Annotated in this window: 14 protein-coding genes and 1 pseudogene; 9 read left to right on the top strand and 6 right to left on the bottom strand. The window is 69.0% G+C overall.

Going from position 1 to position 18241, the window contains the following annotated elements:
- Positions 1 to 200: 200 nt before the first annotated feature.
- On the bottom strand, positions 201 to 656 hold the full coding sequence (locus Scani_RS07600) for a hypothetical protein (protein WP_159471246.1): 456 nt from the start codon (positions 654 to 656) through the stop codon (positions 201 to 203).
- Positions 653 to 1174, bottom strand: a complete 522-nt coding sequence (locus Scani_RS07595) for a helix-turn-helix domain-containing protein (RefSeq protein WP_246295546.1) — start codon at positions 1172 to 1174, stop codon at positions 653 to 655. Before Scani_RS07595 ends, Scani_RS07600 begins: the two co-directional genes overlap by 4 nt.
- A gap of 195 nt (positions 1175 to 1369) precedes the next feature.
- On the opposite strand from Scani_RS07595, the pseudogene Scani_RS40675 reads away from it, so the two are divergent.
- Positions 1370 to 1501 (top strand): annotated as a pseudogene (locus Scani_RS40675) (thioredoxin-disulfide reductase); the annotation flags it as partial.
- Positions 1502 to 1575: 74 nt separating this feature from the next.
- Here Scani_RS40675 and Scani_RS07585 read toward each other — a convergent pair.
- Positions 1576 to 2277 (bottom strand): LuxR C-terminal-related transcriptional regulator, encoded by a 702-nt coding sequence (locus Scani_RS07585; protein ID WP_246295545.1) that lies wholly within the window; start codon positions 2275 to 2277, stop codon positions 1576 to 1578.
- Positions 2278 to 2474: 197 nt separating this feature from the next.
- Between Scani_RS07585 and Scani_RS07580 the strand changes: the two genes are divergently transcribed.
- From Scani_RS07580 to Scani_RS07565, 4 genes are all read left to right on the top strand, one after another.
- Positions 2475 to 5702, top strand: coding sequence for a bifunctional cytochrome P450/NADPH--P450 reductase (locus Scani_RS07580; RefSeq protein WP_159471240.1), 3228 nt, complete (start codon positions 2475 to 2477; stop codon positions 5700 to 5702).
- Positions 5703 to 5765: 63 nt separating this feature from the next.
- On the top strand, positions 5766 to 6608 hold the full coding sequence (locus tag Scani_RS07575; protein WP_246295544.1) for a DUF3159 domain-containing protein: 843 nt from the start codon (positions 5766 to 5768) through the stop codon (positions 6606 to 6608).
- Between the two features lie 185 nt (positions 6609 to 6793).
- Positions 6794 to 7930, top strand: coding sequence for an epoxide hydrolase family protein (locus Scani_RS07570; RefSeq protein WP_159471229.1), 1137 nt, complete (start codon positions 6794 to 6796; stop codon positions 7928 to 7930).
- Positions 7931 to 8063: 133 nt separating this feature from the next.
- The gene (locus tag Scani_RS07565) at positions 8064 to 9488 is read left to right on the top strand and encodes an NAD(P)-binding protein (protein WP_174872632.1); all 1425 of its coding nucleotides are present in this window, start codon (positions 8064 to 8066) and stop codon (positions 9486 to 9488) included.
- A gap of 363 nt (positions 9489 to 9851) precedes the next feature.
- Here the strand turns inward: Scani_RS07565 and Scani_RS07560 are convergent, their stop codons facing one another.
- Positions 9852 to 10283 (bottom strand): hypothetical protein, encoded by a 432-nt coding sequence (locus Scani_RS07560; RefSeq protein ID WP_159471227.1) that lies wholly within the window; start codon positions 10281 to 10283, stop codon positions 9852 to 9854.
- Between the two features lie 50 nt (positions 10284 to 10333).
- Complete coding sequence (locus Scani_RS07555; RefSeq protein ID WP_159471225.1) at positions 10334 to 11011, bottom strand: GAP family protein; 678 nt, start codon at positions 11009 to 11011, stop codon at positions 10334 to 10336.
- A gap of 517 nt (positions 11012 to 11528) precedes the next feature.
- On the opposite strand from Scani_RS07555, the gene Scani_RS07550 reads away from it, so the two are divergent.
- The 3 genes from Scani_RS07550 (at position 11529) to Scani_RS07540 (ending at position 14891) form a co-directional block, all read left to right on the top strand.
- Positions 11529 to 12212: a hypothetical protein gene (locus Scani_RS07550; RefSeq protein ID WP_246295543.1), complete on the top strand. Its 684-nt coding sequence runs from the start codon at positions 11529 to 11531 to the stop codon at positions 12210 to 12212.
- Between the two features lie 117 nt (positions 12213 to 12329).
- The gene (locus Scani_RS07545) at positions 12330 to 13682 is read left to right on the top strand and encodes a Dyp-type peroxidase (RefSeq protein ID WP_159471223.1); all 1353 of its coding nucleotides are present in this window, start codon (positions 12330 to 12332) and stop codon (positions 13680 to 13682) included.
- Between the two features lie 54 nt (positions 13683 to 13736).
- Complete coding sequence (locus Scani_RS07540; RefSeq protein ID WP_159471221.1) at positions 13737 to 14891, top strand: catalase family protein; 1155 nt, start codon at positions 13737 to 13739, stop codon at positions 14889 to 14891.
- Between the two features lie 196 nt (positions 14892 to 15087).
- Here Scani_RS07540 and Scani_RS07535 read toward each other — a convergent pair whose 3' ends face one another.
- Complete coding sequence (locus tag Scani_RS07535; protein WP_159471219.1) at positions 15088 to 16047, bottom strand: tellurite resistance/C4-dicarboxylate transporter family protein; 960 nt, start codon at positions 16045 to 16047, stop codon at positions 15088 to 15090.
- A 1228-nt stretch (positions 16048 to 17275) separates the two neighbouring features.
- Between Scani_RS07535 and Scani_RS07530 the strand changes: the two genes are divergently transcribed.
- Entirely contained in the window at positions 17276 to 18040 is a 765-nt protein-coding gene (locus Scani_RS07530) for a hypothetical protein (RefSeq protein WP_159471217.1), read from the top strand.
- Positions 18041 to 18241: the final 201 nt, after the last annotated feature.

The raw sequence follows: 18241 nt of genomic DNA, 5'->3' as shown, positions 1-18241 counted from the left end.
GATGCACCCGTACCTGCTCTGACCAGGCGTGCAACGAGTCGCGACGAGTCCCCCAGACCACGGCCACATCAGCCCCCCCGGATACCTGGAGCACCACGCTTGCCTTCACCGCACACCGCCCCATCAGCTTCCTCGGTGCCGCTGGCCGCCGCGATCCGCATGGGCGTGGCGCTACTGGCCGTGGCGGCCTTCGCGCTCTCCTATGACGCCCTGCGCCAGATGGCCGGCCGGTCGCCCATTTTGGCTGCCGTGTAGGCGGCGGTAGCCAGAAGCGAGACGCTCGCGGACAGCCGGGCCGTCTCGCTGCTACTGCGGTCTGCGCGTACGTCCTGAGCGGCCCTGACGGAGATGTCGGTGGCGCGTGCCAGGTGACCTTGGCGGCGCCAGGCGCTGAACACCATCCGGTGCGCCTCGGCGATCGTCAGGGCGTCCCCGCCGATTCGCGCTGAGGCCAGCGCGCGGTCCGCGGTGATCGCCACCAGGCCGTCCTCGCCGAGCTTGATGCACAGCCGAGTGGCGATGTTGTAGAGATCGGCGACCGCAGTGGCCGACAGCTCCGCCGGTTCCAGGGCTTGAGCTTGGCTGATGCGACCAGGCAGTTTTCGAGCCAGCGTGTCGTAGCGCGCGGCCCGGAAGTCCTGCCGGGACGCCTTCACCGCGGCAGCGACGCCGCCGGTGACACCTCACTGCGCTTGGGCACGGTGGCGGCGCCGTAGAGCAGATGATCTTCCAGCGGCGCGAGAGTGCTGGCCTCGGCCGGGGTGGCACCGGCCAGGGGGGTAGTAAAGACCACCGCCGCAGCGGCCAGAAGTTCGCGGCGTCGCACGGGGTCGTCACCCTCCTCCGGACCAAGATTGCGATCAACCCTAGTCGAGCCGGTCCGACGCCGAGCCGATACCGGCGGTCGTCCAGGTGTCGGCTCGACAGCAAGCAGTTCAGCCAGCGAAATGTCCAAGGCATCGGAGATCTGACGCAGGGCCTCCAGGCTGTTGACCGGGATCACATCCCGCTCGACCTGAGACACCCAACTCTCCGACCGGCCGATCAACGCAGCCAGGTCCCGCTGCAGCCACCCCTTGCGCCTGCGCGCCTTGGCGATCGTCTTACCGAGTGTCAGTCCGCTCCCCGCCACTGGGCACGCCCCCGAAGTCCTGTATCCGCATCGAGTGAGCATGCAACGGTACTGGGGTAACGGGCCCGGCTGTAGAGGGCGAGACAGTCAGGGCAGGGCCCAATCTCCGCCGCCCGCTGCCATCCACAGCTGTGGAGTGCGCTCCCCGAACACGAAGTGCTGGTCACGCCGCCCACCACTCGGAACGCCATGGACCTGGTGGAACTGCCGACCCAAGGCTGCGGGCTGCCTGCCTTCACCGGCGCCACCCACGAACTGGCCGCCACGGGACTGTTCATCGCCATCGGCCGGGGCCAACGCACCGAACTGCTCAACAGCCACCTGGAGTTGGATGCCGAGGGCGACCCCAAGGTCGACGCACCCTCCACCGCACCAACCTCCCCGGCCTGGACGGCCGACTCTTCGACGTCAGCGCGACCATCCCTCCCCACCCGCCCGGACGGTCAGGTCTGTGCGCCGCGGTGGTCGGCGGCGGGCGGCCAGGCTCGCGGTGCGAGGATTCCTGTGGTGTAGGCGCGAGCCACCAGTGCTGCCCGGTTCGTCGTTCCCCAGCGTTGGGACAGGGTTCGGAAGTGGTAGTTGACCCCGTCGGGGGTCAGGCCCAGCGCCGTGGCGATCTGTGCGGTCGTGGAGCCGCCCGCGGTCAGGGCGAGAATCCGCGCTTCCATGGCGCTCACCTGGGGACGTTCGTCCGGGGCGGGGGCCGGCGGCGCGGCGGGTCGGTCCAGTACGCGCAGCATCAGCAGCAGGTTCGGGGGTGCGTCCGGCAGGTCGCTGACCACGTCGACGATCAGCTCGCCCTGCCGTTCGGCACCGCTCCCGCTGGTCCAGGACACCTCGATCGGAATCCGCGACCTGCGGCGCAGCCGTACCGCTTCGGCGACCGGATCGAATGGGGTACTGGTCCGCGAGTGGAAGAACTCCAAGGCGTTACGCCCGGTCAGGCGCCCGGGGAGGGTGCCCCACTCCGTGGCCATCGCGGGGTTCACCACCCGAATCGTGCCGTCCGCCTCGCAGAAGGCGGACGGCAGCGGTACGTGGTCGAACAGGGTCAGGACGCGGTTGCGCCAGAAGATCGCTCGCTCGCGATCCGACATCGCGGCGTCCTGTGGCAGCCAGCCTGCCTGCTGTTCTTGGGGATCCATCGCGCGTTCTCGTCCCTCGCGTCGTAGCGCCGTTACGCCCCCGAGTTGCCGTACGCAAGTCCGGGACACCCCGGGGCCACTACAAAATTATGTAGGAGGAGGGGCGGGCATGGCGTTGCGGGGGCGCGACGGTGGAGACAGGCGCCGGCACCTTGGCGGCGTCAGCCGGTAAACCCCGATTTCGAAGGGCAGCCGCCATGGCCGATACCTTGCTTCCGCCACAGACGATCAGCGGCGCAGACGTGCCCGTCATCGACCTCTCCGCCTACGATCCGACCGGCACGCCCATCCTGGGGCTGATGAAGGCGGCCCGGCACCTGGGCCCGGTCTTCGCCATGCGTGCGAACGGACAGGACAACCTCTTCGTCTCCGGGCTGGACCTCGCCACCGAGCTCTCCGACGATCAGCGGTTCACCAAGAACGTCGGGCTCGGGGTGGGGCACCTGCGCCGGCTTCTGGGCGACGGGCTGTTCACCGCGTACACCCACGAGCCCAACTGGGCCAAGGCGCACGACATTCTCATGCCCGCCTTCGGCCTCGGGTCGATGCGCACCTACCAGCCGGTGATGTTGAAGGTCGCGCAACGGCTCGTCGAATCCTGGGACCGCCAGGCCACCACAGGGAATCCGGTGATGGTGGCCGACGACATGACACGGATGACGCTGGACACCATCGGGCTCGCCGGCTTCGGCTTCGACTTCGGCTCCTTCGACCGCGACGAGCCGCACCCGTTCGTCAGCTCGATGGTGAGTTGCCTGGAGTGGGCGATGACCAGCGTCGGCCGCACCCCCGGTGTCGACCACAGCGAGCGCGACGCGGCGATGCACGCCGACGCCGACTACCTGGCGGGTGTGGTCGACGAGGTCATCGCCGCCCGCACCGCCGCGCCGGCCACCGCCACCGGCCGGCCGCAGGACCTGCTGGGGCTGATGCTCACCGCGACGCATCCGTCCGACGGCACCACCTTGGATCTGGAGAACGTCCGCAACCAGATCATCACCTTCCTGATCGCCGGGCACGAGACCACGTCAGGAGCGCTGGCCTTCGCCCTGTATTACCTGGTCAAGAACCCGGCCGTGCTGCGCCTCGCGCAGCGTGAGGTGGACGAGATGTGGGGCGACGCCCCCACCCCGGAGCCCACGTTCGAGGACGTCGGCCGCCTGCACTACACCCGCCAGGTGCTGAACGAGGCCCTGCGACTGTGGCCCACCGCCCCCGCGTTCGCGCGCGAGGCGCGCCACGACACCGTCCTGGGCGGCCGCATTCCGCTACGGGCCGGGCAGGGCGTCCGCGTCGTGATCCCGACGCTCCACCGCGACCCGGTGTGGGGCGACAACCCCGAGCAGTTCGACCCCTCCCGCTTCGCGCCCGAAGCGGTGGCCGCGCGCTCCCCGCACGCGTACAAGCCGTTCGGAGCCGGTGAACGCGCCTGCATCGGGCGGCAGTTCGCGCTGCACGAGGCGACCATGGTGCTCGCCGTGCTCATCCACCGCTACCGGCTGATCGACCACGCCCGCTACCGGTTGAAGGTGAAGCAGTCGCTCACCCTCAAGCCCGACGGGTTCACCCTCACCCTCGTTCCGCGTACCCCCGCCGACCGGGCCGCCAACCGCACCGCACTGCCGACCGTGAATGCCGCACCGTCCGACAGCGCCCCGGCCGAGACCACCGACCTGCCCACCCGGGTACGCCAGGGCACCGGGCTGCTGCTGCTCCACGGCTCCAACTACGGAACCTGCCGCGACTTCGCCGCCCGACTCGCGGACACCGCCGCGGAGCTGGGGTGCGACACCACCGTCGCCCCGATCGACGCTCACCGTGACGCACTGCCCACCGACCGGCCCGTCGTGATCACCGCCGCCTCGTACAACGGCCAACCCACCGACGACGCGGCAGAGTTCGTCCGCTGGCTCCAGGAGGCCGAACCCGGCGCGGCCGAGGGCGTCAACTACGCCGTCCTCGGTGTCGGTGACCGCAACTGGTCCGCCACCTACCAGCGCATCCCTACCCTCATCGACGACCGGCTCGCCGCCCTCGGCGCCACCCGCCTCCTCGACCGCGCCGAAGCCGACGCCTCCGGCGACCTGTCCGGCAGCGTCACGGCATTCACGGCCGCACTGCGCACCGCGCTGCTGGAGCACCACGGCGACCCCGCCGCCGCGGGCGACCGGCCCCGGCGCGAGCCGGCCCCCGCCGCCTACACGGTCACCGAGGTCACCGGTGGCGCGCTCGACGCCCTGGCCGCCCGGCACGGCATGACGGCGATGACCGTCACCGACACCGACAGCCTCACCCACCCCGACTACCCGCGTGTCAAACGCCTGGTCCGCCTGGCCCTGCCCGAGGGAACGAGCTACCGCACGGCCGACCACCTCACCGTGCTGCCCACCAACGCCCCCGGCCTCGTCGAGCGCGCCGCCCGGCTGCTCCACGCCGACCTCGACACCGTGCTGAGCATCGTCCCCCACCACCCCCGCCGCGACGGCATCCCCGTCGACCGGCCACTGACCATCCGCCAGTTGCTCACCCACCACGTCGAGCTGCAGGACCGCCCGACCGCCGAACACCTCGGTACCCTGGCCGCCCTCAACCCCTGCCCGCCCGAACAGGCCGCACTGCGCGCCCTCGCCGAGAACACCGACGCGCGCGCCGCCGACCAGCGCACCCTGCTGGACCTCATCGAGGACCACCCCGCCCTGCGCGAGACCCTGACCTGGCCCACGCTGCTGGAACTGCTGCCCCCGATCAGGCCCCGCCACTACTCCGTGTCCTCCTCACCGGCGGCCGACCCGCACCATGCCGACCTCATGGTCTCCGTGTTGCGAGCCCCCGCCCGCTCGGGCCGCGGCACCTTCCGCGGCACCGGCTCCGGCTACCTCGGCGCCGTGCGCCCCGGCGACACCGTGCTCGCCCGGATCCAGCCGTGCCGCGAAGCCTTCCGCATCGGCCACGACGCCGACACCCCCGTCATCATGATCGCCGCCGGGACCGGGCTCGCGCCCTTCCGCGGCGTCATCGCCGACCGCCGTGCACTCCTGACGAGCGGCACCTCCCTCGCCCCGGCGCTGTGCTACTTCGGCTGCGACGCCCCCGACGCCGACTACCTGCACGCCGACGAGCTGCACGCCGCCGAACGGGCCGGGGCAGTCGCGCTGCGCCCTGCCTTCAGCGAGGCCCCCATCGACGGCCGGCGCTTCGTGCAGGACCGCCTCACCGCCGAGGCCGACGAAGTGTGGGAGCTGCTGAACACGGGGGCCCGGGTCCACGTCTGCGGCGACGGCGCCCGCATGGCCCCCGGCGTCCGCGACGCCTTCCAGGCCATGTACCTGCGGCGCACCGAAGGCGCCGACCGCGCGGACGCCCAGGACTGGCTCCGGACCCTGATGGATCAGGGCCGGTACATCGAGGACGTCTACAGCGGCTGACCCCACCGCGCCCGCGGCCCACCAAGAAGCGAACAGCAAACTGTCGAGGAGCCTGGAGCAGTTGTGGACCCTGCAGTACACGGCGAAGCCGGTGGTGAGGACGCCATCCGGTCCGCCATGCGCCATCGGCTACGCAATGCAGTGATCAATGTTGTGCCCGTTTTCGGATTCACCCTGAGCTTCGCGCTCACCCACCGGCTTGCCGTCGCGCTGGCACTTGCCCTCGCGGCCGGGGCCGCGGTCTGCGTCTACCGAGCGGCGCGCAGAGAGCCTGTGTGGGGCGCCCTCGCGGCTCTCGGCCTCGTGTGTGTCGCGGGTGCTCTGGCCGCAGGGACCGGGCAGGCCACCAGCTTCTTCCTGCCGAGTCTGATGCTGCACGCCGTGATGGCCGTGGTGTCGGCCGTGATGCTGTTGCTCGGCTGGCCGCCGATGGGCGTGGTGGTGGGGCTGATCACGAAGGAAGGGACCGGCTGGCGGCGGTGCAGGGTGCGCCGCCGGGCCTTCACCAGAGGCAACTTGGTCGTCCTCGCCGGGAATCTCAAGATGCTGGCGATCCAGATCCCGCTGTTCCTGTCCGGCCGGACCGTCGCCCTCGGCGCGGTCGATGTCCTCGGGCCGGTTGTCATCGCGCTCGGCGCACTGCTGGGTTGGCGCGTCTACCGGCGTGTCCTTGGAGGGCACCGCTGCGGCAGTCACGACCGCATGACGGTTGTGGCCGATCCCGCGGTTCGGCGCGAACCCCTGCCCGGCAGGCATCGGCGGGGACGCGGCGCACGATGCGCCGACGCCACCGCCTGCGCCGGGGAAGTTCATCTTGAGGGGCCCGCCGGAGAGCACCTGATTCCGGCGGCTGCTCACCGGCCCGTTCACCGTGCGCCGGATGCGCCAACTCCCGCGGTGGAGTAGCTCGTCGCCGAGCGGTCGGCCTGACGTCGCCGGCTTCCTGACGTCGGGGCGGGGCCTACGGGTATGTGCGAGCGAACCCGCTCCGGTCTCCTTTGTGCCGCCTATACGCAAAAGCGGCTTCTGGTAATGCAAGAACGCAACGACCGCATCGCCGCTGTGTCTGCGATGCGGGGGAGAGAGTAATTGTGGTTGATTCCGATACCGTCGTGCCCTTTGTGCTCGGCGTTTCCGACGAAGCGCTGGAGGATCTGCGCGACCGTTTGCGTCGTGTCCGGCTGCCCGAGGCGGAGACGGTCGATGACTGGTCACAGGGGATTCCGCGGTACTACGTCCAGGAGTTGTGCCGGTACTGGCTCGAAGAGTACGACTGGCGCCGACTCGAAGCCGAGCTCAATGACCGCGGTCAGTGGCGCACGGTGATCGACGGGCTGGGGATTCATTTCCTGCACGTCCGTTCCCCTCGTGCGGATGCGCGGCCCCTGCTGATGACTCACGGGTGGCCCGGCTCGGTGGTGGAGTTCCTCGATATTCTCGACGAGCTGGCCGATCCGCCGGCCGGTGAGCCCGCATTTCACGTGGTGGCGCCTTCGCTGCCGGGTTTCGGTTTCTCCGACAAGCCGGCCGGGACGGGCTGGGGGATCGAGCGTATTGCCGATGCCTGGGCCGAGCTGATGACCCGGCTCGGCTATGAGCGTTTCCTTGCCCAGGGCGGCGACTGGGGTGCGTTCGTGACGACGGCACTGGGGGTCCGGCACCCTGACCGTGTCGAGGCGCTGCACACGACGATGCCGCCGGTCCAGCCGCCCTCGGGGTTCACCGAGGACGATCTCGGCGACGCCGAGCGCGCGGACCTGGCTGCGACCAGGGAAGTGCTGGCGGCCGAGCGCGGGTACATGACTGTGCAGTCGACGCGCCCCCAGACGCTCGGGTACGGCCTGGCGGATTCCCCGGCCGGGCAACTCGCCTGGATCGTGGAGAAGTTCCAGGGCTGGACCGACTGCGACGGGCACCCCGAGAACGCGGTGTCCCGTCAGCGGCTCCTGGACAACGCCGCGATCTACTGGTTCGCCGCGTGCGGCGCGTCGTCGGCGCGGTTGTACTGGGAGAGCCTGCCACCCCGGAACTTCACTCCGGTGACTGTCCCGTCGGCCGTGTCGAGGTTCCCGAAGGAGCCGTTCCGAGCACCCCGCGCCTGGGTCGAGGCGCGCTTCGAGGATCTGCGGTACTGGAACGTCCTGGACCGTGGCGGGCACTTCCCCTCCCTTGAGGTTCCGCATCTCTTCGTCTCCGAGCTGCGAGCCGCCTTCGGACGCGAGTCCTGACGAGACGGGCCGCTGTCCTGCCGTGCAGGCACGGGCAACCGGCGGAGAAAAACGCACTGGTGAGCGGCGACGAAAACATCGTTATGCCAGCGCAATGGCGAATTCCACACCCACACAAGAAAGAGGAAATACGTTGTCAGAGCGGGAAATAATCGAGGTTGACTACCTGATCGTCGGGGCTGGAGCCATGGGCATTGCCTTCGCCGACACTCTGTTGAGCGAGACGGACGCGACCGTGGCCATCGTCGATCGCTACGGTCGGCCCGGTGGCCACTGGACGGTCGCCTACCCGTTCGTGCGGCTGCATCAGCCTTCGTCGTTCTACGGCGTCAATTCCCGTGAACTGGGCACAGGCGAAGTGGACCAGCACGGCTGGAATGCGGGGCTTCACGAGCTGGCGTCGTCCGATGAGATCCTCACCTATTTCGACCAGGTGATGCGCAAAACCCTCCTGCCCAGCGGTCGCGTCTCGTACTTCCCCATGTCCCATTACGATGGCGCGGATCCGGCGCGACCGGATGTCCAGCGGTGTCACTCCGTCGTCACCGGCCGCGAGTTCGACATACGGGTGCGTCGGCGGACCGTGGACGCCACCTACATGAACGTCACGGTTCCTGCGATGTGCCCGCCGAAGTACGAGGTGGCTTCCGGGGTCCGGTTGATCACCCCCAACCAGCTGCCGGCCCTGGATCAGCAGGCATCGCACTACACCGTGGTGGGAGCGGGAAAGACGGGCATCGACGCGTGCCTGTGGCTTCTGCAGCATGGCGTCGACCCGTCCGGCATCACCTGGATCATGCCGCGCGACTCGTGGCTGCTCGACCGTGCTCAGATCCAGCCCGGACCGGAGTCCGCCGCGAGCGACGCCGAGTCGTTCACCGCTCGCATCCGCGCGGTGCTGGAATCCCGCACGGTCGAGGAGCTTTTTCAGCGGCTGGAAGCCGGCGGCCTCCTGCTGAGGCTGTCTTCCGACGTCACGCCGACGGCGTATCGCTGCGCGACCGTCAGCCGGACCGAACTCGAACAGCTCCGGCGGATCACCGACATCGTCCGCCACGGCAGGGTCCGGCGCATCGGCGCCGACACGGTGGAACTCGGCGGGGCGACCGTCCCCGCCCGCCCCGGAACCCTCTACATCGACTGCACCGCGGACGGCCTCGAGGCGCGGCCGGTGGTGCCGATGTTCAGTGGCTCCCGCATCACGTTGCAGACGCTCGTCCCGTGCCAGCAGGTGTTCAGCGCCGCCTTCGCCGCCCACGTCGAGGCAACATACGAGGACGACGCCGAGAAGAACCGGATATGCGTCGCCGCGCCTCACCCCAACACCGCCCTGGACTGGCTCCGCAGCAGTGCGCACCTTGATGACCTGCTCCTGCGGTGGTTTGCGGACCGCGGGCTCCTCGAATGGTGCGACGCATCGCGTCTGACGAAATACTCGATCGGCTCGCTCCCCGACGAACTGCGGACCGCGCTCTTCGAGGGCCTGCACGCCGAGAGGAAGCAACTGCAGCAACTGCTGGCACACGAGGACCAGACCGTGGCAGTGGCAGCGAACTGACCACCGTCACCGGGCGGGCCTGCGCGCCGAATTGAAGATCTGACGCAGGCGAGGGGCGACCCACACGGTCCGGTACGGTCGGCCTCGACCAGGTGTGATCTCTGCAGTTGTTCGACCAGCTCAGGAAGTCGCTGCTGGTCCAGCCGTGGATGCGCGATCTGGCCGTCACGGTCAGCTGCTTCGTCTTGTCCACCCCGGTGGCGGCCGCTGGCCGCCGTCGGGGCGGTCCTGTCATCGCACCTACCGCCTCGTGCCCCAACCGTGCCCTCCAGCACGGTCAACAACGGTCATAAACGGTGCTCAAGAGCCCTCCCGAACAGGCGGGCTCAGCATCGTTTTCCCAGGTCAGACCATATCGAGCACTCATGCCCCCTTGATTCCCAAGCTCAGAGCGCGGGTTCGATTCCCGTCACCCGCTCCATAGTTGAGGCCCAGGTCGGTGACCTGGGCCTTGTTCGTTGTCCGGACCAGTTCAGGCGTCCCGCACCAGATCCGCACCAGAAGGCCGACGTCCTCGCCCAGACCTTCCTCGGAGCTGCACGGCACGAACTGCGAGAAACAGCACGGCATTGCGAGCGTGCCACTCGCTCCCACATCCGCGCCAAAGACGCTGAAATGTACGCGCTGCGCCGCTCGGCCCACCAGGTCGTCCACTCCGGGCACGCCCTCGGCCGCGGTCAGGACAGTGCCGCCACGATCCGTACCGCACTTCCCCACCGTGCCGACCGCCGGCAAGCCGAACCTGGCCGGGACGCGCTGACTGCTGTACTCGGCCAAGCCGAGCGCGCCGGCCACGACACCGTCGCCCTGCTGACCCAGGCCGCAGCGCGGCGCGAGTAAGCCTGTCAGGAGGTGAGGACGGAGATGCCGTCTCCGAGCAGTTTCAACCCGAGGACGAAGAACAGGACCGCCATCACGGCGACATTGTGCTGGGCTGCCCAGTCTTTCCAGCTGCCGAGTGTGGTTTGCGCCCGCTCTCCTCCAACGAGGAAGACTCCTAGTGGGGCCAGCAGGCCGAGGGTGGCGATCAGCACGAAGATTGCCAGCGAGGCGATCTGCTGCCCGACCGGCAGTCCGGCTGAGCCGATCGAGGCGCCCGCGGCGATGGTCAGCGGGGCGTTCTTGGCGTTGAGCGCGGCCAGGGCCAGTCCGAGCCCGAAGACCTTGACCGGCGTGAGGCGGTCGATCGCGCCCATCCACTTCGGCAGCTGGGCTTGCGAGGGATCCTTCGGGCGTCGGTGCCACTGCCGGGCGCCGAAGAGGACGAGGAACACGCCCAGAGCGAGTTTGAGGGCTCCCACCCAGGTGGCCGGGTGATGGTGGGCGGAGGCATCTGCGGGGGAAGCGATCGCCAGCATCACCGCGCCCAGTGCCGAGAGTCCCAGAACCCAGCCGACGGCGAACAGCTGTCCGTTGAGACGTCCCCGAGGCGTGGCGAGAATGAGGATGATGGCGATGATCGGCAGCGGGCTGATCGCCACGCCGGCCGCAAGACCCAGCACGTCACCGAGAACTTTGCCCATGGTTACCTCCAGGGGGTGGGCCCGGGCGGTGATCAGGTCGGGCCAGGAATGGCGGGAGTGGGTGCTCCGATCGCCTGGGCGGGCGCCCGCGGGTCTGTCGTGTGCGTGCCCCGGGCCTTCGCCAGCCCCGGAAGCGCCCCTCTGAACGGCGAACTCCCCGGTGATCAGCACTCGCCCTGCAGCCGTCCGGACGTTCCTGACTGCTCAGCGCTTGCATGACTCGAACCCGCTCACGGTGCGGCCGGGACGGCGCCGGGGCGCAGCGGCGCACTGTTACGCGGCTGGCTTCTCGGCCACGCAGAAGCGGCTGCCCGGAAGCGTGACGACGCCGTTCTCCGGACATCCCATCTCATCTTCCTGCGTCTTTACGGATCTGTCCTCGGGAGCTCCTCAGAACGCGAGGCCCCGTCCTGTTGCCTGCCGTCCGCTCGCATTGCTGCCTTCCCGGAACTGGAGAAGCCAGCCGGCACCCGAGGCTGCTTTCCGCATCCCCAGGGCCGAAGATGCGAGGCCGCGCATGGGCAGTCAGGATGAAGACGTGAGGGCGATGGCGCCCCATATTCGGGTGCTTGGCGACCCTCGCACCGATCCGTGGCAGGAGAGTCACGCGATGACTGCGACGACAGGTGCAACTCCGTCGGCTCAGCCCGAACGCCCGGGCAGGTCGGATGGAGTCTGCAGCGAGTTCACCGTCTTTACCAAGATCAAGCCGGGACATGCGGATGCGCTTCGTGCGGATCTCGCCGCGCTCGCCAGCGGGTCGGATGACGTGAAGGGCCGTGCGGCGCTGCGCCAGATCGGCACCCTGCACGACGCCCGGCACGTGATCTTCGACAACGACACCCGGTTCATGTTCGCCAGCGTCTTCGACGGCTCCTGGGACACCTACATCGACGACTTCGCCAAGACGGTAATCGGGTCCCACTTCGACACGATCTTCTCGCACAGCGAAGGGTTCCCTGGCATCAGCGATCCAGGAGTGAAGGAGTGGTTCGTCGCCCACCAGGCGCCCGCGAAGAGCTTCGTCAGCTCCTATCCCGACCTGACCGTTCAGCAGATCTGGAAGGACCACCGAGTGGACGAGGCGTTCGAGGAGGTGCTGGACACCCCTGAATTCCGGGCGGCGCTGGACAACCCGGCCAACGCCGAGTTGCTGGCCACGCCTGCCTTCCAGAAGCTGCTGGAGGAAGCCGCGGCATAGAACCCGGACACACCGATCCGCAGAGCCGACCCCACATCGGTGGACCGTGACCGCGGGGTGCGGGCCGGCCGGCGTAGGGCTGCCCACGCAGAGACCGATGTGGAGGCACAAGCGATCATGAACACGGCGGCAAGCAGCAGCGAACCCGGCGTGCGCGTCGAGATCGACGACGTCCAAAGCGGGGCCCTGCGTCCACGGCCCGTGCCGTACGAGGGAAAGTTCGTCTTCCTGCGCGTCGACGACCGCCACGCCGGGCGCGCCCTGCTGCGGAGGCTGCTCCCGTTGACCGCAAGTGGTCTGCCCAGTGCGGACCGGAGTCAGGATGCCTGGGTGGCGGTGGCGTTCACCTACCAGGGGCTGAGGGCGCTGGGGGTGCCCCAGGAGTCGCTGGACAGCTTTCCGCGGGCGTTCCGGGAGGGCATGGCCGCGCGCGCGGAGCTGATCGGTGACGTGGGCGAGAGCGCCCCGGCCCACTGGGAGACACCGTTCGGAACGGGCGAGGTCCATATCGCGTTGAGCGCCCTCTCCTCCGAGGCTGCGCAGCTGGACAAGGAGCTGGAGCGGGCCCGTGTCGCCTACGAGGACACGCCCGGTGTTCAGGTGATCTGGCAGCAGGACGTCCACCAGCTCCCGACCGGGCGCACCACCTTCGGCTTCCGCGACGGCATCAGCCAACCGAACATCGAGGGCGTCGGACTGCTCGGCTCCAACCCGCAGGAAGCCCCCATCAAGGCCGGCGAGTTCCTCCTCGGCTACCCCGACGAGACCGGCAGCCCGCCGCCCATGCCCAGCCCGGATGTGCTGGGGCGCAACGGGACCTACGCGGCCGTGCGCAAGATCCACACCAACGTGGCGGCCTGGCGCCGCTACCTGCGCGCGAACACCGCCAGCGCCGAGGAGGAGGCGCTCCTGGCGGCGAAGATGGTCGGGCGCTGGCCCAGCGGGGCGCCGCTGGCGCTGGCGCCGGAGCACGATGATCCGGAACTGGCGGCCGATCCGCACCGCGTCAACAACTTCCTGTACCGGGAGAACGACGACCGGGGGTTCCGGTGCCCTGCCGGTGCGCACATCCGCCGTATCAACCCCCGGGATTCCACCATCATCGGCGACGCGCGGATGCACCGGCTCATCCGCCGCGGCACCACCTACGGCCCGCCGCTGCCAGAGGGAGTGCTGGAGGACGACGGCGCCGACCGGGGCCTGGTCGGCGTCTTCCTCGGAGCCCACCTGGAACGGCAATTCGAGTTCATCGAGGCCGAGTGGGTCAACGACGGCAACTTCATCGGCCACCCCGGCGAGAAGGACCCGGTGGCCGGACATCACGACGGAACCGGCAGCGCCACCATCCCGGAGAAACCGGTCCGGCGCCGCCTCCAGAATCTGCCCGGCTTCGTGGTCACCCGGGGCGGCGAGTACTGCTTCCTGCCGGGTTTGCGTGCCCTGCGCTGGATCGCGGAGCTGGAGGACTGAAGGCGATTCTTGCCCCTGAGGCCCCACCACGGTTCTCGAAAAGAGGTCGAAGTCATGGCAGCACAGTTCGTCCGCTACACGCCTGACGTCGAAGACGATGACCCGCACTTCGAACAGAACCTCCAGACGGTGATCGCAAAGACCGAGAGCTACATCACCGAGTCAGTGAAGGCCGGTGGCACCGGCCGGGCCCTCCGCGACGCCCACGCCAAGGGCTACGGGCTGGTCCGAGGGGAAGTGGAGATCCTGGACGGGCTTCCCCCCGAGTACGCCCAAGGCATCTACGCGACTCCGGGAACCCACGATGCACTCATCCGCTTCTCCAACGGCTCGCCGCACGCCGGAGCCGACGCGCGACTGGGCGCCGCCACCGGACTGGCACTGAAGATCTTCGGCATCGACGGCCCGACCCTGCTGGAAGACGAACCGGACACCGGCACCTTCGACTACGCCAACATCAACGCACCGATCTTCTTCTGCAATACAGTCGAGCACTACCTGTTCATCCAGGAATTGTTCCTGGACGCCCCGTCCTACTTCTCTCACGGCCGACCCGGCGCGCATCGTTTCTTCACCGAGTTCGTGACCGGAAAGGGAACCCTCGACCAGGACAACTGGGCATGGGACGAGTTCCTGGCCTTCCTCCGCCTGTCCAAGATCCCCCCGGTCAACGTACTGCTGTCGAGCTACTGGACGATGGGCGCGGTCAGGCACGGAGACTACATCGCCAAGGTCCGCATCACCCCTGACCCGCACTTCGCCGCCGCGGTGGTCCGGCGCGCCATCGACCCGGCCTCCGCGCCGGAGGTCTTCCGGCCGGCCCTGCAAGCCGAGCTGCAGGAGCGGCCGTACACCTTCGACATCCAGGTTCAGCTCTGCACCGATCTGGAGCGCATGCCGGTGGAGGACACCACCGTGGAGTGGCCCGAGCAGCTCTCGCCGTCCGTCACCGTGGCGAAGCTGCGGCTGCCGCAGCAGGACATCTCCAGCTCGGAGAATCTGGAGAAGATGGACGCCCTGTCCTTCACGCCCTGGCGGGTCACCGCCGAGCACGCGCCCCTGGGCAACATCATGCGGGTCCGCAAGGAGGTCTACCGGCGATCCTCCATCGCGCGCCACAAGCTCAACCAGCAGCCGCGCACAGAGCCGCGCAGCGCCGACGAGGTACTGGGTCCGGCCCACCACGGCGACTACGCCGGGGACGAGTAGGGGAAGGCGCTCCTCTCGCCTGTATCTCCGGCCCCCACGCGAAATCGCCCCCCTCGCCGGCACCGGACCGGTCTGCCACAGGCGAGTTGACAGCCCCACCGAACAACTCGAAGTCCAGCTCGTCTTCCCCGCCGACCTGGTGCGTACCGCCCGCCGGGGGTGCCCGGAAAGACCCCTGCCACGGTCCCGGCACAGGTCACGGGGAGTACGCGGCCAAGTGCCTTACCAGCCCGACCAGCGTGAGCACCCAGGCGGTGACGGCGACCCAGAGCAGTACCTGGCCCGACGTCCACAGCCGGCCCACGGCCGCGGCGTCGGCGATGGACAGGGTGGCGACGGCCGTCATGCCCATCGGGAAGACCGTCGCCCAGCGCGCCATGTCGTAGCGCGGACGCGGCCAACGCACCTCGGCGAGGACGAGGACGGCGTACCAGCACACGGACAGCGCGAGCGTGACCAGCGTGAGCGGACGCAGCGCGTCGTGCAGAGCGGTGCCGCGCCAGGCGGGAACGGCCAGTAACTTCGCCCCGGCGAGCGCGCAGATCGCCAGCGTCCCGCCCGCCACCCACTGGTCGCCCGCGCCGGACCGCAGCTGGCCGAGGTCGAAGCGGCGGAAGGCGACTGCGTAGAGCGCCAGGCCGAGCAGGAAGCAGCCCAGCGTCGGCCAGGCGAGCCACCCGGACGGCAGCGAGACGACCAGCGTTCCGCTCAGCACGGCCAGGCCCTGCGTCGCGACACACACCAGGAACACCGTCCCCGGCAAGCGCCGCCGCCAATGCCGCACCACCGACGTCAGCAGCACCGGCCAGATCAGCGCCGCGACGACCAGCGCGGCGACGGCGACACCCGACCACCCCTGTAGTGCGAACCAGGTCCCGAGGAGGGTCGTCGCGGCCACTGCGGTCAGCGCGGGCGGCGTCGCCACCTCCTCCACCCACCGGCCCCTGTCGCGCAGCAGCCGCCGCCCGAAGTCGACGGCGAGCACGAGCCACGCGATGGCGGCGAGGACGAACAGGATCCATGAGAGCACTTCCCGTCCGACCAGGTGCAGCCCGATGGAGACGATCCCGGTCGCCATCACCGCTGTTCCTGCTCCCGGGGGCAGCTCGACCCACCAACCGACTAGCCCGTCCTCGGACGGCGCACGATCGCCCATCTCCCCACGATGTGCAGCAGTGGAACGAGCCGCAACTGCAATGCGGTGTCCGGCGGGCGAGCAGGCGTCAGTCCAGCGGATGTCACCGCGACGGCCGGCCTGCGCTCATGCCTTCGCCCCGCTCCAGCCTGGGCCGCCGCCCGTGCCGCGCGCCCAGCAAACAGCCACCCGATGCTGGTCGGAGGGGAGGTGGAGAGCCTCGGCGGGGTGCCTGAGGAGTACGCCCAGGGCATCTATGCCACCCCGGGCAGACATGACGCGCTCGTGCGATTCTCCAACGGCTCACCCCACGCCGGTGCCGCCGCGCGCTTGGGACGCGCGACAGGGCTGGCGTTGAAGCTCTTCGACGTCGAGGGGGCCGACGCTGCTGGAGGACGAGCCCGATAGCCGGACCTTCGACTACAACACCATCAACGCGCCGGTCTTCTTCTGCAACACCGTCCAGCACTACCTGTTCATCCAGGACCCGTTTCTCAGGGCCGGCGAGTACTTCGCCGACGGCGTGCGCGGCCGGCACCGGCGACAGCAGCCCCGAGCACTGGGACGCCCCGCTGGGCACCGCCGACGTCCATGTCGCGGTATCCGTGTTCGCCCCTGACGCCGCCGTGATGGAGTCCCTGCTGGAGACGGCCCGCGCGACCCGTGCCCCATCCGTGCCCTTCAGCCCGGTCAACACCGGTCAAGAGGGGCGCGAAGGGACCCCGCAGAACGAGGGAGACAAGCAGCATTTCCCCAGGTCAGCGCCCAATGGTCGCCCTGGGCCCCATTGATTCCCAAGCTCAGAGCGCAGTTTCGAGTCCCGTTACCCGCTCCATGTAGAAGCCCCAGTTCAGCGGCACGGGGTTTGTTCCTTCTCCAGGCATCTCGGGGTCGGCATGCCCTCTGTATGCCCCATCTCGTGCTGGCCCGCGTGGGACGAGCATCCCGGGACGTCGCCAGGGTAATAAGCCGCAACCAGGAGCCGCAGGACTGCGGCTCCCTCATGACCAAGCACGACGCAAGCTCATGGTTGCAGCTGTGGTTGCATCCGCCGGCTCGACTGGCGGCGAAATCTGCTGGACAGGGCCTTGATGCCGTCGGCACCCATCCGCGATGAGATCAAGGCCCTCGTCGAGGGGGAGGTCACCGAGATCGCACCGCGATCGCGTCGGGGATATCCGGAGCCACCGCCTGTCGCATAGGCCCGGCGGCGCCGTACAGTCGGCCAAGTGCGCTACGGACGAAGGCGTTGCTGCCAGATCCCGGAACGTTCCCTGACGAGAAGACTCTTGCCGCGTTCGTCCTCGGCAAGCTGGACCAGTGGTTCCACATTGAGGAGCAGGTACCAGGACGCTACTGGACCGGAGAAGAGACACGAATAGACGCAGTGCTGAGGCCCCGGGATCCGGGAGGCTGGCACGATGAGGGCCCTGCCTTCGGCGTCGAGTTCAAGAGCCTCGCTCCGAACACCAGCACCGGCGACCGCTACGGCTGGGTTGCGCAGGCCGTCGGATACACGCACTGCCAATGGAAGGGTTACGGCAGGCTGGGGATCTTCCTGTGCCCGTCCCCTCTGACCTGGCTCCTGTCCCGCGCCGACGAAATCGCCACGGCCCGCCAGCGGCAGATCAGCCCTGAGGTGCTGGAGAAGGAACGTCAACGGGTCCGCGAGTATGGGCGCCGCTTCGGCAAGGAGTACTCCGACGCGTATGTCGACAGGGAGGCGCTGCTGGCGCACCGGCGCCGCCTCGGTGAGCTGACATATGAGGAGTTCACCGCTCGTGCCGATGGGTACGCCAGCGCCGACGAGCGAGAACGCGAGCATGATCTGCGAACGGCCGAGGAGCTGACCCACCTCCTGGGACAGCTCAGCGTCGGTGAACTCATGCCCTACGAGAAGATCGGCTGGGCACTCATGCGGTCGGGAACGCGGCTGTGGAGCGAACACGGAGGCGTGGCCAAGGTCGCGTACGAGCTGCGTCCCCGTATCGGCTCCGAACGACGCAGGCGCTGAGGCCGTCACCCCGGCAGGCTGCCGGGAGGAGCCAGCAAGGCAGGGTCCTGGGAGCCATTTGGAACGCACTTGAAGTCCTCCGCGCGTGAGCGCTGCGTGAGCGGACGGCGAAACATGAGGCCCCGAAAGCAGGACCCAGCATCAGGCTGGGTGGCGCTGACCTGTAAGAACAGCACCACCCAGCCTGATCCAACACCCCTG

Origin of the sequence: Streptomyces caniferus (assembly GCF_009811555.1) — a bacterium.
In the GTDB taxonomy this organism is placed as follows: Bacteria; Actinomycetota; Actinomycetes; order Streptomycetales; family Streptomycetaceae; genus Streptomyces; species Streptomyces caniferus.
Note: the sequence above shows the minus strand (reverse complement) of the source record. Positions and strands in the feature narration are given on the sequence as shown.